The organism is Leptolyngbya sp. AN02str, from assembly GCF_050565595.1.
GTDB lineage: Bacteria > Cyanobacteriota > Cyanobacteriia > Elainellales > Elainellaceae > Kaiparowitsia.
Genome location: NZ_JBNXVR010000023.1, coordinates 85,309 through 99,486, shown reverse-complemented (window position 1 = coordinate 99,486; position 14,178 = coordinate 85,309). Strand labels below are relative to the sequence as shown.

15 protein-coding genes are annotated in these 14,178 nt (G+C 51.4%); 5 read left to right on the top strand and 10 right to left on the bottom strand.

Annotation, left to right across the window (positions count from 1 at the left end):
• Window positions 1-203 precede the first annotated feature (203 nt).
• The 4 genes from ACQ4M4_RS17565 to ACQ4M4_RS17550 all read right to left on the bottom strand — a co-directional run bounded on the left by ACQ4M4_RS17565 (window position 204) and on the right by ACQ4M4_RS17550 (window position 2,819).
• Window positions 204-716, bottom strand: coding sequence for a DM13 domain-containing protein (locus ACQ4M4_RS17565; RefSeq protein ID WP_430685746.1), 513 nt, complete (start codon window positions 714-716; stop codon window positions 204-206).
• 267 nt (window positions 717-983) lie between these two features.
• Window positions 984-1,736: a DUF4142 domain-containing protein gene (locus ACQ4M4_RS17560; RefSeq protein WP_430685745.1), complete on the bottom strand. Its 753-nt coding sequence runs from the start codon at window positions 1,734-1,736 to the stop codon at window positions 984-986.
• A 279-nt stretch (window positions 1,737-2,015) separates the two neighbouring features.
• Window positions 2,016-2,333 carry a hypothetical protein gene (locus tag ACQ4M4_RS17555; protein WP_430685744.1) on the bottom strand — a complete coding sequence of 106 codons (318 nt, stop codon included), beginning with the start codon at window positions 2,331-2,333 and terminating at the stop codon, window positions 2,016-2,018.
• 21 nt (window positions 2,334-2,354) lie between these two features.
• Window positions 2,355-2,819, bottom strand: coding sequence for an N-acetyltransferase family protein (locus ACQ4M4_RS17550; RefSeq protein WP_430685743.1), 465 nt, complete (start codon window positions 2,817-2,819; stop codon window positions 2,355-2,357).
• 294 nt (window positions 2,820-3,113) lie between these two features.
• Between ACQ4M4_RS17550 and ACQ4M4_RS17545 the strand changes: the two genes are divergently transcribed.
• Both ACQ4M4_RS17545 and ACQ4M4_RS17540 read left to right on the top strand, forming a co-directional pair.
• A complete protein-coding gene (locus ACQ4M4_RS17545; RefSeq protein WP_430685742.1) occupies window positions 3,114-3,563 on the top strand; it encodes a DUF6978 family protein in 450 nt (149 codons plus the stop codon).
• Window positions 3,563-4,342 (top strand): DUF1828 domain-containing protein, encoded by a 780-nt coding sequence (locus tag ACQ4M4_RS17540; protein WP_430685741.1) that lies wholly within the window; start codon window positions 3,563-3,565, stop codon window positions 4,340-4,342. Before ACQ4M4_RS17545 ends, ACQ4M4_RS17540 begins: the two co-directional genes overlap by 1 nt.
• Before the next feature lie 158 nt (window positions 4,343-4,500).
• Here ACQ4M4_RS17540 and ACQ4M4_RS17535 read toward each other — a convergent pair whose 3' ends face one another.
• The 3 genes from ACQ4M4_RS17535 to ACQ4M4_RS17525 form a co-directional block, all read right to left on the bottom strand.
• On the bottom strand, window positions 4,501-4,758 hold the full coding sequence (locus tag ACQ4M4_RS17535) for an aldehyde dehydrogenase family protein (RefSeq protein ID WP_430685740.1): 258 nt from the start codon (window positions 4,756-4,758) through the stop codon (window positions 4,501-4,503).
• Between the two features lie 17 nt (window positions 4,759-4,775).
• Window positions 4,776-5,462 (bottom strand): hypothetical protein, encoded by a 687-nt coding sequence (locus ACQ4M4_RS17530; RefSeq protein ID WP_430685739.1) that lies wholly within the window; start codon window positions 5,460-5,462, stop codon window positions 4,776-4,778.
• A gap of 133 nt (window positions 5,463-5,595) precedes the next feature.
• Window positions 5,596-7,068: a CoA-acylating methylmalonate-semialdehyde dehydrogenase gene (locus tag ACQ4M4_RS17525; RefSeq protein WP_430685738.1), complete on the bottom strand. Its 1,473-nt coding sequence runs from the start codon at window positions 7,066-7,068 to the stop codon at window positions 5,596-5,598.
• 499 nt (window positions 7,069-7,567) lie between these two features.
• Here ACQ4M4_RS17525 and argS point away from each other — a divergent pair, with 499 nt between their 5' ends.
• Window positions 7,568-9,322, top strand: a complete 1,755-nt coding sequence (argS, locus tag ACQ4M4_RS17520) for an arginine--tRNA ligase (RefSeq protein WP_430685737.1) — start codon at window positions 7,568-7,570, stop codon at window positions 9,320-9,322.
• Window positions 9,323-9,507: 185 nt separating this feature from the next.
• The gene (locus ACQ4M4_RS17515; protein ID WP_430685736.1) at window positions 9,508-10,647 is read left to right on the top strand and encodes a hypothetical protein; all 1,140 of its coding nucleotides are present in this window, start codon (window positions 9,508-9,510) and stop codon (window positions 10,645-10,647) included.
• 246 nt (window positions 10,648-10,893) lie between these two features.
• Here ACQ4M4_RS17515 and folB read toward each other — a convergent pair whose 3' ends face one another.
• The 3 genes from folB to ACQ4M4_RS17500 form a co-directional block, all read right to left on the bottom strand.
• Complete coding sequence (gene folB, locus ACQ4M4_RS17510) at window positions 10,894-11,259, bottom strand: dihydroneopterin aldolase (protein WP_430685735.1); 366 nt, start codon at window positions 11,257-11,259, stop codon at window positions 10,894-10,896.
• On the bottom strand, window positions 11,256-11,741 hold the full coding sequence (locus ACQ4M4_RS17505) for a hypothetical protein (RefSeq protein ID WP_430685734.1): 486 nt from the start codon (window positions 11,739-11,741) through the stop codon (window positions 11,256-11,258). Before ACQ4M4_RS17505 ends, folB begins: the two co-directional genes overlap by 4 nt.
• A gap of 111 nt (window positions 11,742-11,852) precedes the next feature.
• Window positions 11,853-13,169 carry a glutamate-5-semialdehyde dehydrogenase gene (locus ACQ4M4_RS17500; protein ID WP_430685733.1) on the bottom strand — a complete coding sequence of 439 codons (1,317 nt, stop codon included), beginning with the start codon at window positions 13,167-13,169 and terminating at the stop codon, window positions 11,853-11,855.
• 243 nt (window positions 13,170-13,412) lie between these two features.
• Between ACQ4M4_RS17500 and ACQ4M4_RS17495 the strand changes: the two genes are divergently transcribed.
• A complete protein-coding gene (locus ACQ4M4_RS17495) occupies window positions 13,413-14,075 on the top strand; it encodes a dienelactone hydrolase family protein (RefSeq protein ID WP_430685732.1) in 663 nt (220 codons plus the stop codon).
• The last annotated feature ends 103 nt before the right edge of the window (window positions 14,076-14,178 follow it).

The window sequence follows — 14,178 nt, the reverse complement described above, 5'->3', positions numbered from 1 at the left end:
TCAATAACACCCGCAATCAGTCCCAAGTGGTCCAAGTTCTCGATCTGCAAGGGGGCGATCCTAACTCGTCTCCCTCAGCTTATCCCCACTCCCTTTAATTCCCAGAGCAACCTGCGGAATGTCGGCTTAACCAAAACTGACGTTGAAAAAAAGCTGGCGATCGCCCAGGAACCGCCAGCACCACACTTGACCATACTTGACTGTTACTGCAAGCTTGCGGCCCCAAACGTTGCATTAAACTGACGGCACCAAATTGCCGCCGATTGGTAGTTATCCAAATTCACATCTGCTGGAATGGCGTAGCGCTGGGTGCCTGTGGTGCTTTGCAATGCGGCCAAGGTCACATAATCTCCCTCTTGAATGGCATGGGCAGGCGGTTGGGTTGTGCCAATAACATCGGCATTGCGGTGCAAAATTACAAATAAATCTGGCCCAGAATCGGTCCGAAAGTCGGAGCTAAACTCTAGGTAGCGATCGCCATTTTCGGTCACAATTTGTGCGGTGCCTTGGGTGGGGTGCTCGCCATCGGTAAACATGCCAGATTTGAGCACAGTTGGTGCCGCCGCAACGGTGCCAGAATTTTCGGCTCCAGAGCTTTCGATGGAGGGGCTTGCAGCCACAGAGCTGGAACTTTCAGGCACAGCGCTCGATGGTCCTTGGCCAGAACATGCCACCATCAATGCCGACAAAACTCCAAACAAGACATAACGCTTCATGGCTCATCCTTGTGAATACAGCGGACATGAAGTGTAGTGTGAATCGTTTTCCCAAATGGCACCTGAAAATTGCCTGAGAACTTGCTGAGGAGACAATTCAATCCTATCAATTTGGCACGATAAGGGGTGCGATTGATGAATAGAAATAAGCGAGCTTTTGTAAGATATGGCAATCTACAAAAGCTCGCTGTTATGAGCCTTGCAGAATGAATTTTGCTACAGTTCATTCTGCAAAACAATAGGGTGAAAGAGGTTGATTGTTTCTGTCTACTGAATGCGATCTGGGGTGCTCATTTCAGGACGAAAGTCTTCGGCTGTACGATTCGGAGATATTTCGTTGGCAATTTGATAGTGGTTTTCAATTCCTGGCAATAGACGGGCGGCGTAGGCTCGCAAACCTTCCTCTTGACCCTGATCTAACTGAGTGCGGTAAAGGGCAATGCTGCGCAGGTGGGCGTTTTCTTGTGCCCTCATGTATGCCTGATCAAACTGTGGGCCAGACAGCTGGCTTAATTGTTCGGCGATCGCTTGGTTTAATGAATCGATTGGCTCTGCGGGTAGGGCGATGTCTTGTTCTTCAAGATATTGAGTTAGTAGCTCGTTGGCTTGAGTATGTTGACGAATCATTTGCTCTGCGAACTGCTGAACTTCGTCATTTTCGGCGCGTTCTAGCGCAAGCTGTGAGAGCTGAATTTCGGCGTTATTTCCTTGATAAGCCAACGTAACAAATTCTTCATCCAGTGAGGTGAGGGCATCACGGTTGGCAGCGGTTGGGCTAACACGATCGGGATTGGTGCGATCGCTGTTGGGTACGTTATCCGCTTCGGGGCGAATCGTATCGGGGCGATCGTTATTGGGATTATCGACACTAGGCCCCAACATATCTGAGCGATCGCGATTGGGCAAAGTCTCCATTTCTGGAGTTTGGGCAAGGCTAGGAAGGGCGACGACTGAAGCGATCGCAGCCATGCCAACTCCGCTCACCATGCGTTGCAAAAACGTTTGATTAATCCGATTCATAACAAAAACCTCCAACTCTAAAGCATTTTTTGCTGTTTGTAATTTCAGCTCTTTCATCAGCTTAGGAGTTGTAGGTTGGGCAAGCCTCTGTCGCAAGATCAGTCGCTTCTATGTCAATAGAATTGCTTATTTCAGAGAGAAATCAAGCCATTCCAAAAAGGAATATTCATTCCATTTTTTCAACTACTTTCAAGCCTAATTTTTGCGCCTTTTTCTGTTGTTGAGTCTGCCTGAAAAAAGCGCGTTCAAACAATATAAGTTCCACACGCGATCGCTAGTTCAGGTCTCTTCCGTTAGCCGCGCTTTCAGCATCGGAATAGCGGTATCGCGCCAAAAGGGTGGAGAAATGCACCCACTGGACATGCCACCATGGGCAAACCGTTCGTCATAAAAAAGATCAGGTGTGGAGATAGGTTTGCCTGTCAGTTCTTCAAAGGCTTGCTCAATCAGTGTTTCGAGGTCGGATGCGATCGCTGGTATGGGAGTATTGGCAAAGCGATCGCGCATTGCCGACCACAAGTGCGGATCGCCTCGTAACCCCCACTGACGAGGCGTTTTCTCAAACAGATCACCCACGGTTTTGTATTTAGGCATCATTGCCAATTCCTTTGTACTGTTTCAAAGGATATATACAAAGCTGGCGGTGTCTTCACGTTCTGTCCAGCCTTGTGATTGGTAAAACTTGCGTTTGTAGGATTCGCGATCGCGCCCATTAATCAGCCTCAACCGAAAGCAGCCTCGCGCTTTTGCCTCAGCCTTTACCGCTTCCAATAGTTGGGTGCCAATGCCTTGCCCCCGTGCAACTTCCTTTACAAATAGCTCGGAAACGTAGCCTTCTGGCCCTGGCAGAAACAGATACGGCAACCAATGAACCGCGATATAGCCAACAACTGTTTCTTCTAGCTCAGCAACGTAAATCGAGTGGCTGTTATCGGCATTGCATAGTGCAAGATGCTGAGCAATTCGCGCCTGACTTACTTCATCTGACTCTGCATTCAAATGAGCAAACCAACCCAAATCTTTGAGCACGTTGGTTAAAGCTTCTGCATCGTGCGATCGCGCCTTGTGGATATGTAAGCTCATGCCTTGAAAGTTGAGACCTAATCATATAAATATCGGAGAGCTTGTTAGAAATGGGCCAGTGCAATACATGCACAATCATGACAATTGAGCTGAGCAGCTCAAGACCATTTCCCTAGGAATTTACCTTGGAAGATGTCCCTTAAAGATAAGAGACTTCATTAGCATACTGTAGAGTGCAACTCTACATATAGGGATGTGAGGCACTAGAGTGCACTAGATAAAGGAGTTTCCTATTCTAGAGTTACATGAGATGATTTGAAGATCGCCTGTACTATCAATATTGTATGGCTAGAGATGACTAAAGACGAGTTTGAAAGCTTACTTGAGGATACAAGTAAGCAGATCAATACGGATATTACATGGCTAGAAAATGCTGCACACTCTCCAACAGTTGAATTTCGAGTACAGGTAGACTCTACTGAGGGATACCCTTTGTTCATAAAGGGTTCCTACAATAAACTTATTGATTCTCTTACATATGTATTAATCCATCGTAGTTTTGGAAGGATTTATGGTCTTGATATTGGCAAAGAGCATCGTAACCCTAACGGAGAGCTAGTTGGCGAAAAGCATAAGCACCGATGGGATGAAGTCTTTCGTGACAAACAAGCCTATGTGCCAGACGACATTACTGAACCCTCTAGCAATCCTGTTGGAGTATGGCATCAGTTTTGCCAAGAAGCAAAAATTACTCATAACGGAAAGATGAATGAGCCACCACCTTTGCAATTGGAGATTCTTTAATGACTAATCTATCAATATGCGAGGAAATTGCAAGTACGGTTGGAGAGTTGTTTTCGTGTTCTAGTGTGGGGGAATACACAAGAATTAGAACTCCCTATGTATATCCTGACGGTGATGTTGTTGACCTATTTGCGAAGATAAACAACGAAACAATAATCCTTACTGATCTTGGGGAAACAATCCGTTGGCTCAATATGCAAACGTTTGCTAAGCAGAGATCTAAAAAACAAGATTTGTTAATTCAAGACATTTGTTTAACTCATAGAGTTGAGTTTTATCGCTCAATGCTGATTGCCCGAACGAAGGCGTCGGAATCACTAATTAGTGCTGTAACACGATTATCCCAAGCGGCGTTGCAAGTTGCAGATCTGTGGTTCACATTTAAGACTAGCGGCTTTACATCCATCAAGGAGGAGGTCGAAGATTTTTTAATGGAATTAAATATCTCCTATGAGCGGGATTACAAAGTTCCAGGGTCTTCAGGGCGATCTTGGAATATTGACTTTTATGCTAGACGACCTCAGAAAACTTTCCTTATCTATGTTCTGAGTACCGGTAGCCGCGCCAGTGCAAAAAATTTAACTGACAGAACTTTTACAGCCTGGTACGACTTAAGAAGTTTGAAGACGAGTCTCACTTCTGCAAGCTTTATCTCATTAATAGATGATTCAGTCGATATATGGTCTTCAGACAGTTTGAGCTTGTTAGAAGAGTTCTCTGATGTTATTTACTGGTCACAACCAGAATTACTTCGGGAGGAACTGGTTAGCCCTGTATGATATAGCCTTCGGTGCTAGATTATAGAGCTTGTCAATTGCATGAAAACTCATGATTTATTTGGCTATTTCCTAATTCCACTAAACGCATTAATAGCAAACAAAGTTTTTGGAAGTATCTTGCAGAGGTTCCTGAGGTTTTTTAGTAGTTCAAAAATTAACTAAAACTGGCGAGTCCAGTCTTGGAACCAGCGTTCGACGACGACCTTGGTTTGGGTGAAGAACTCGAAGGCGTGTTTGCCTTGGCCGTGGAGGTCGCCAAAGAAGCTTTCTTTCCAGCCGCTAAAGGTAAAGAACGCCATTGGGGCGGCTACCCCAATGTTGATGCCAATATTTCCAGCTTCGGCCTCGTAGCGAAACTTGCGGGCTGCTGCGCCGCCGCTGGTACAGACAGGCCATATTGCCCCACTGCCCCACATTCACCAGGGCGATCGCCTTAAGAGATCAATCGATCTTCTGGGTCTTCCAATTTTTTATTCTCCTCAATGGAATCTGGTGAAGGTAAAGTTGCAAGTAAACCATCAATTAAATTGGTTTCCATATCAGAAACTCTTGCAGTTAACTGATTGATTGCTTCTGCTAATGATGCAATTTTTTCATTTTGAGTCACATCTGGCTCTTCTTCGGTAAACAAACCAGGTGCGAACATTTTTGACGTTAATGAAGTAACTCGATGCTCCAACAACGTCAATTTATGATGCAGATGTTTAACGTCTGATGTTGTTTGATAGCTGGCAGATCCCTTCAGCATATAGGCCGTTCCAGCAGTAGCTGCTCCACCCAACAATACCGTGCCTGCAAGCGAATCGAGTTCCAAATCTCCATCGTCTACAACTTCTTCAAAAACAAAGGCAAGCCCTAAAATAGCTGTGGCTAAAATACCCAGTTTGAGAACAAAGCCTTGAATCTGCTTCCGGCTCGTTTGGCTCGGTTTTTGAGGCTGTTGGGTTGTCACTTCCTGAAGAGCTTGCTCAATAAACTCAGCCGGAATTTGAGCGGCTTCTCCAGCACTAATAAGCTCAGAAATAGAGACTTGTTTGTTGTACTGAGCATGAAGCTCAGCAGCCCGATCAAACACTTGTTTTGCTGTATCTTCAGAAACTCCGGATGTTGAGGACTCCATTTAGGCACCAAACCTTTTCAGAAGAACCGTTCGCTAATTGAGTGATTACACAATGATCTCAATCCATTTCAAAACATTGTAACAAGGGCAAAAACTCCTTTTGGGTCAAGGTACGAGGAGCTTTCATATATTGTTAAAACTGGCGAGTCCAATCTTGGAACCAGCGTTCGACGACGACTTTGGTTTGAGTGAAGAACTCGAAGGCGTGTTTGCCCTGGCCGTGGAGGTCGCCAAAGAAGCTTTCCTTCCAGCCGCTAAAGGGAAAGAACGCCATCGGGGCGGCTACCCCAATGTTGATGCCAATGTTGCCCGCTTCGGCCTCGTAGCGAAACTTTCGGGCTGCTGCGCCGCTGCTGGTAAACAGGCAGGCCATATTGCCCCACTGGCCCGCATTCACCAGGGCGATCGCCTCCTCAATCGTCTCCACATGCAGCATCCCCAACACCGGGCCGAAGATCTCCGTTTGGGCAATGCGGCTGTCGGGGCGCACATCTTGCAATAGCGTAGGTCGCACAAAGCTCCCGTTCTCGTAGCCCGAAATGTTGGGATTGCGCCCATCAATCAACGGTTTTGCGCCTTCCTCAATGCCTTGAGAAATGAGGTCGTGAATGCGATCGCGACTTTGGTGATTGATCACTGGCCCCATCTGCACACCCTGCTCCAGTCCAAAACCCACCACACGGGATTTTGCCGCTTCGGCGATCGCCTCGGTAAACGGCCCCCTGGCCTTGCCCACCGTCACCATCAGCGATGCCGCCAAACAGCGCTGTCCTGCACAGCCAAAAGCGCTATCCATCGTAATGCGGGTCGTCATTTCCACATCCGCATCCGGCAGCACAATGATGGGATTTTTGGCTCCACCCTGGCACTGCACCCGCTTGCCATTGGCTGCTGCCCGTCCGTACACATACCGCGCCACCGGACTAGAGCCCACAAAGCTAATCGCCCGAATTGCCGGATGATCCAAAATCGTATCCACCGCTTCCTTGGCCCCGTTCACCAAGTTCACCACGCCAGCGGGCAGACCTGTTTGCTCAATCAGCTCCATCACCTTATGTAACGTGAGCGGCACCTTTTCCGACGGTTTGATCACATAGGTATTGCCACAGGCGATCGCATAGGGCAAAAACCAGAAGGGAATCATGCCGGGAAAGTTGAACGGGGCAATCGCCGCACATACCCCCAGCGGTTGCCGAATCATCAGCTCGTCAATGCCCCGGGCAATATCTTCCGATACGTCGCCCTGCATCATGATGGGCGCACCGCAGGCCACTTCCACATTTTCAATGGCACGCTGCATTTCGGCCTTGGCCTCGGCAAAGGTTTTGCCACACTCCAGGGTAATGGTGCGGGCCAGCTCATCCAAATGCGCCTCCATCAACCCCTTCAGCTTGAACAGGTATTGAATGCGATCGCCCACAGGCACCCGCCGCCAGGAGGTGAACGCTGCCGCTGCCGCCTCGGTTGCTGCCACCACATCCGCTGCGGGTGACAGGGGCACCTGTGCTAGCACCTCATTCGTTGCGGGGTTCACCACATCCAAATAGTCCGACGTAGACGCCGCGCACCATGCACCGTTGATGTAATTCTGAAGCCGATCTGCCATATCAAAATTGATGGGGAGAGAGTAGTCGAGACGGTTTCTCCTCAGGATAGCAGCCCCATTCTATGCCTAGTCGAGGGTTGAGGTTGCGCGGTATCTTGTTAAAGGATTTCTTTATCCTTGACCCTGAAATCACCCTAGCTCACACCATTGCTTGCGGTCGTCCACAACCGCCCGCGAGTAAACGGCGGGCTATGATGGAAAGTCCACTAGAAGTGGACTAGTGCTCTGTCAACTTTTTTAAGTTTGTTTATTTTTGTGGGAATGTGCCGCGCATACTCTCACAAAAGCAAGCTTGACCAACCACTAGGGCAGATTTCTGCTGGAACGAAATCCATTTCAATGGATTTGCTTGGATAGCCCGCGATTTATCTGCGGGTGCATGAGCGGTACAGCAGAACTTCCATCGAACTCACCGTATTGAACTCACGGTGCTGAACTCATTATCAAATTGCTCCTTTGGCGCATTTCGCCAACGTTCCCGTTAACTGCCGCACCCATCATGAACTCTACGATCGCCCTGCTTCACGACCGCCTTTCTGCTGCACTGGTAGCCGCCTTTGGCGACGAGTTGGCGGGTACCGATCCGGTGTTGGTTCCGGCCAGCAATCCCAAATTTGGCGACTTTCAGGCCAATGTGGCCATGTCGCTGGCAAAACGGTTGGGGAAGGCTCCACGGGCGATCGCCGAAGAAATTTTGCAGCATCTCGACGTGGCCGACTTGTGCGATCCGCCAGAGGTGGCTGGCCCCGGATTCATTAACCTGCGGCTGAAAACCGAGTATCTGGAAGCTCAGCTCCAGACCATGAACCAGAGCGATCGCCTGGGTGTAGAACCCACCAAACATCCCAAACGGGCGATCGTGGACTTTTCCAGTCCCAACATCGCGAAGGAGATGCACGTGGGCCACCTGCGCTCCACCATCATTGGCGACTCCATTGCCCGCATTTTGGAATTTTTGGGGCACGATGTGCTGCGGCTCAACCATGTAGGCGACTGGGGCACCCAGTTCGGCATGTTGATTTTGCACCTGCGCGAAGCCTATCCCGACGCGCTCACCACCGCCAATGCGCTGGCATTGGGCGACCTCACCACCTTCTACAAACAAGCCAAGCAACGGTTCGATGAAGACGAGGCATTTCGAGAAAAATCGCGGTTAGAAGTGGTGGAGTTGCAGTCGGGCAATCCCGAAACCCTGTCTGCCTGGAACCTGCTGTGCGAACAGTCGCGCCTTGCCTTCCAGGAAATCTACGAGCTGCTGGATATCTGCATCACCGAGCGGGGCGAGTCCTTTTATAATCCGCTGCTGGCTGGCGTGGTAGAAGACTTAGAGAAGTTGGGCCTGCTGGTGGAAGACCAGGGCGCAAAGGTTGTCTTCCTAGAAGGTTTTACCAACAAAGAAGGCAATCCCCTACCGCTGATCATTCAAAAGACCGATGGGGGCTACAACTACGCCACCACTGACCTTGCCGCCATTCGCTACCGCACTCAGCAAGACCACGCCGATCGCATCATTTACGTCACCGATGCCGGACAGGCCAACCACTTTGCCCAGGTATTTCAGGTGGCAGGCCGCGCCGGGTGGATTCCCGAGGGTGTGGAGCTGGTGCATGTGCCCTTTGGCGTGGTGCAGGGCGAAGATGGCAAAAAGTTCAAAACCCGCTCCGGTGAAACCATTCGACTGCGGGACTTGCTGGATGAGGCGATCGCCCGCTCTCGTGCCGATATTGAAGCCCGCCTGACGGAAGAGGGCCGCACCGAGTCGGAAGAGTTCAAGGCGCACCTGGCCAAAACCGTTGGTATTGGTGCCGTTAAGTATGCCGACCTCAGCCAAAACCGCACCAGCAACTACATCTTTAGCTACGACAAAATGCTGGCGCTTCAGGGCAACACCGCGCCCTACATGCTCTATGCCTATGTGCGGGTGCAGGGCATAAGCCGCAAAGGTGACATTGATTTCTCAAATTTGGGCGATCGTACCATCAGCCTGCAAGACGAGATGGATCTCACTCTGGCCAAGGCGCTACTCCAGTTCGACACGGTGCTAACGGCAGTCGAGGCAGATCTGTACCCCAACCGCCTCTGCCAATACCTGTTCGAACTCAGCCAAACCTTCAACCAGTTCTACGATCGCTGCCCCGTCCTGCAAGCGGAAGAACCGCTGCGCACCTCGCGCCTTATCCTCTGCGACCTCACTGCCCGTACCCTCAAGCAAGGGCTGTCGCTGTTGGGCATTCCCGTGGTGGAGCGGATGTAATTTGGCAAAGCATGAGGGCGATCGCCCCAGAGCCTACCAAGCGATGAGCTGGGAAACCGTTGTCCACCATTGATGGTCGCGCTATCGATTGCGGGAATTGCCTTGTGCGATCGCCCCTGAACACTATCCCTTGTGGAATAATGGGTGATCTGTTTTCCTCACACTCTTCACAGCGGTTTTTTTGAATGGCTCACGCAGCACCCTATGCTCCCTTCACTGCTGATGTTCTCAACGGTGCATCCGAAGGCGAGCTGACTTTTCGCCTGCCCGACCCCGAGGATCAGGGCATTTCGGACTACGATTTTGCCCAAATGATTGAAGCGGCATGGCAGGTGTGCGATCGCTTCGATTTGCAAACGGATATTTGGCGGGGGCGCATTCTTAAGGTGGTGCGCGATCGCGAAAAAGTGGGCGGCGACCAGGGTGGACGTGGCTTCCTCAAATGGTTGCAAGAGCGCGAAATTAGCAAAAGCCAAGCCTACGCGCTGATGGAACTGGCTGATAGTGCCGACCTGTTGCTTGAAAGCGGCGTGCTCGAACCGGAGGATGTGAACCAGTTCAGCAAACGCGCCTTTATGGAAACGGCTCAATCGCCGCCCGAAGTGCAGCAAATGGTGGGGGATGCGGCTAAAAAGGGCGATCGCATCACCCGCCGCGAGGTGCGCCAACTCTCCGACGAGTGGACGGCCATCACCTCCGATTTATTACCCGAAGAAATTAAGGAAAAAGCGGCCAACAGCATCATTCCGCCACGCTATATTGCGCCCTTGGTCAAGGAAATGGAAAAGCTGCCCCCACCTCACCAAAAGCAGCTCCAGCAAGAAGTCACCCTCAATCCCGATGTAGACACTATCAAGCAGGCCACCTCCGAAGCTCGCTTTTTGGCCAAGTATTTGGATGCGGCGACTCAGGTGCAAGCCCTCAACCGTGAAGGCATGGATCTGGAACTGGCGCTCGAAGAGGCTCTGCGAATCGGTTGCCTCAATGCCACCGCCGACTTGGTGAATAGCGCCGCCCAGCTCGAACAAACGATCGCCAAACTCTATGGCACCTGGAAAAAACTCAACAGCCTGGCCGAACGCGTCTATCTCGATAGTGGCTCCAGTACGCCCCATCTGCGATCGCTCTTGGCCTTTCTCACACCCCTTTCTGGCGAAACGTTAGAAATCCAGATCGGGGAAGCGGATAGTCCCCTCTCCCGCACAATTCGCCTACGCATTCTGCCCGAAACCGAAGGCGAAAGCCTGCCCACTGGCGAAAGCCTGCCCAGCGATATGGAGGCGAGCAGCCCAGTCCCCAGCGAGGTTGACCAAGAGGAATGGTAAGTACCTCGACACCCACAAAAATCAGACTCTAAGATTCTGTATCGCCCGCATAGTGGACGATACAGAATCTTGAATCATGTTTGATATGTGAGCGATGGATAAGCCGAAGTGCCCATTTTTGCGTGCGCAACGCGCATGTAAAAATGGGCACTTCTGAGGTTTTGATGATGGCTGCTTGCTTAAATTCCTCGTGAGAAGGGCAAGCGATGGGCAATTGAATTGATGGTTTGACAGCGCAGACAGCCTTTAGGCTGCCGAGCGGGTAATTTCTACCGAAACCTTGCCGGAAAAATCGGGAATCGGTGGGCTAACTTTGGTGACTCGTACTTGCACCTGCTCAACCTGGGTGGATGATTGCAACAGGATATCTGCGACTGCCGCCGCCAGTTTTTCGATCAAATTAAACTGGGCCGTGCGCACTAGGTTGCGCGCCTGCTCCACCGCCTCTACATAGTTGTAGGTGTCGGTAATGTCATCGGTTTGGGCCGCTTTGGCGGTATCCGTCCAAATTTTGAGATCTAGCTCGTACCACTGGCCCAGGGCTTTTTCTTCGGGAAAGACGCCGGTATAGCCATACACCCGAAGATTTGAAATTGCAATGCAGTCACTCATGGCGATGAACCCTCTAGTACCGTCAGCACATCCTCAACCGAGCAGCCCAAAATTCGCGCCAAGGGCGTGAGCACTCGGCTGTCAATTTCGTGGCCTGCGTAAATGGCTTGGAGCGATCGCTTGGGGAGCCGATAGGATTCACAAAACCGCTCAAACTCGGCATCGCTCACGTCCAGCTCTTCCTGTCGATCTTTCAACCACACAGCGATCGCCTTTACCCCCGATCGCGGCTGTTCTGCATGGTTGAGATATCGCTCCATCAGCAAATCTGCGGTTCCGGCTGCGCCCCCCGTGCGCCGTGCCAAGTCTGCACAGGCCATTTGCAACGCCTTGGCATATCGTTGCTCATCGTTGAGCGTTTCGATAATGCGGGCTGCAAATGCAGGTTTACAGTAGCCAACCACCGAGCCGTCATAGGAAATTGGAAGATACACATCGGCCGCATTGACCCGCCAGAGGGGCTGCTCGTTGGGTAGAGGCATAGCACTCCTGATACAGTAGATGCCGGAAAAGATTAGGTGCCGAACAAGTATAGATGCCAGAAAACCAAATACCGAGAAAACGTCCAAAGGTCGGTGCAGGGCTCTCAAGCGCTACAAGGTCTTGTGGGTAAAGGGTTTGGCGTTGGCTCCCGTATAAGGAGCAACAACATGCCCCTGGCCGGTTACCCAATATTTATATGTCACAAGCCCCTCTAAACCAACGGGGCCACGGGGTGGCATCTTTTGGGTGCTAATGCCCACTTCGGCTCCAAAACCATAGCGGAATCCATCGGCAAATCGAGTGGAACAGTTGTGAAACACCCCCGCTGCATCGACCTGATGCCTAAACGTGCTGGCCGTTTGGTCATCCTGCGTCGCGATCGCCTCTGTATGGCGTGACCCGTAGGTGTTGATGTGGGCGATCGCCATTTCCAGTGAATCCACCACCCGAATCGCCAAAATCAGATCGCTGTATTCCGTTTCCCAGTCGGCTTCTGTTGCAGGGTGAATCGCAACTCCTACTGCAGTCAGAATGCCTTGAGTTTCAGTATCTCCTCGCAGCTCTACCGATTGCCCTTGCAACGCTGCGGCTACCTGGGGCAAAAACTCAGGCGCGATCGCCCGATGTACCAGCAGCGTCTCAATCGCGTTGCAGGCCGAAGGATATTGGGTTTTGGAATCTACGGCGATCGCGACAGCCTGGGCAACATCTGCCGCCGCATCCACATACAGGTGACAAATGCCATCCGCATGGCCCAGCACCGGAATGCGCGTATTCTCCTGCACAAACCGCACAAACGAGTTGGAACCCCGAGGAATAATTAAATCCACTAGGCCATCCAGCTTCAACAACGCTACGGTTTCCTCGCGGGTGGTCAGCAGCCGTACCACAGCCGGATCGATGCCCACTTGGGCCAAGCCTTGATGAATGGCTCGAGTCAGGGCTTCGCACGATCGCACCGCTTCTCGCCCACCTTTCAAAATCACGCCATTGCCAGATTTGATTGCCAACGTGGCAATTTGCACCAAGGCATCGGGCCGCGACTCGAAAATCACACCCAGCACCCCCAAAGGACAGGAGATCCGCTTGAGTACGAGCCCATCATCCAGCTCCCGATGAATTTGCACGAGGCCAATGGGGTCGTCCAACCGCTCCACATCGCGCACCCCTGCGATCGCCCCTTGTAGCTTGGCCTCATCCAGCTTGAGCCGACCGTACAGCGGTTTTGCCAACCCCTCTTCTAGCGCAATGCGGCAATCCTCGGCGTTGGCTGCCAAAATTTCGGGTGTGGCGGCTTCCAGCGCTTGGGCCATGGCGGCGATCGCCCGATTACGGGCCTCGGTGGGCAACACCGCTAGCTGCCGAGCAGCCTCACGGGTTTGCTGAGCAAGTGTGGCGAGATCGGTCGTAGCGTGAGTTGCGGTCATAGCCTTGGGTTGCAGCAATAATCTTGAGAGATTGTGAATAAAGTATTTTCATTCTATGCCTGCTGGGCTCAATCCTGCTGGACGCTTGCCATTTCTCCCACTGTGGCAATACCGATACAATCCAATAGGCAAATTGGCTCGTAAACCCTATAGGGCAAACCAGCTCTCAAGAACGTGAGTTCCAGCAGTCTGGAACCTCATTCTGATGATTGAACACCGACAAATTCGCATCGACAAAACACCATGGGAACCGACATTCTAAACATTGGATACTTGGCCACTCCAGCATCGGGCACAGGGCCAGGTGTGATTGTGTTGCAAGAGTGGTGGGGGCTCGTTCCTCACATCAAAGATGTGGCCGATCGCTTTGCCGAGGCAGGCTATGTGGCGATCGCCCCCGACCTGTTTCAGGGCACCACCACCACCTCGCCCGACGAAGCGGGCCGTTTGTTAATGACGCTCAATATTGAGCAAACCGCCAAATCTCTGCAAACCACCATCGATTTTTTGCTCAACCATGAGGCGGTAACTAGCTCCTCGATTGGGGTGGTTGGATTTTGCATGGGGGGCCAGCTTGCACTGCTCACCGCCACCTTGAGCGAGCAGGTGGGGGCCGTGGTCGATTTCTATGGTATTCATCCCAACGTCAAGCCCGACTTTTCTAAGCTAGTGGCACCGGTGCTGGGCATCTTTGGAGAGAAGGATAGCTTTGTACCCCCCGAGGCGGTGCAGCAGCTCAAAGCCGATATTCAAGCGGCAGGCGGCTCTATTGAGTCTCACACGTATGCCGATGCTGACCACGCTTTTTTTAACGATACTCGTCCCGAAGTTTACCAAGCAGCGGCAGCAGAGGATGCGTGGCAGCGAACTCTTCGCTTCCTTAGCCAGCAGCTTGTAACAAATTAACGAAGCTAGGGGTGGAAATTTAGGAGATTTCGACAAGTTTCCGCAAATCTTTGTCGCAGGTGTTCATCTTTTCACAAAAAAACAGTAAGTTTACTGGATTAGG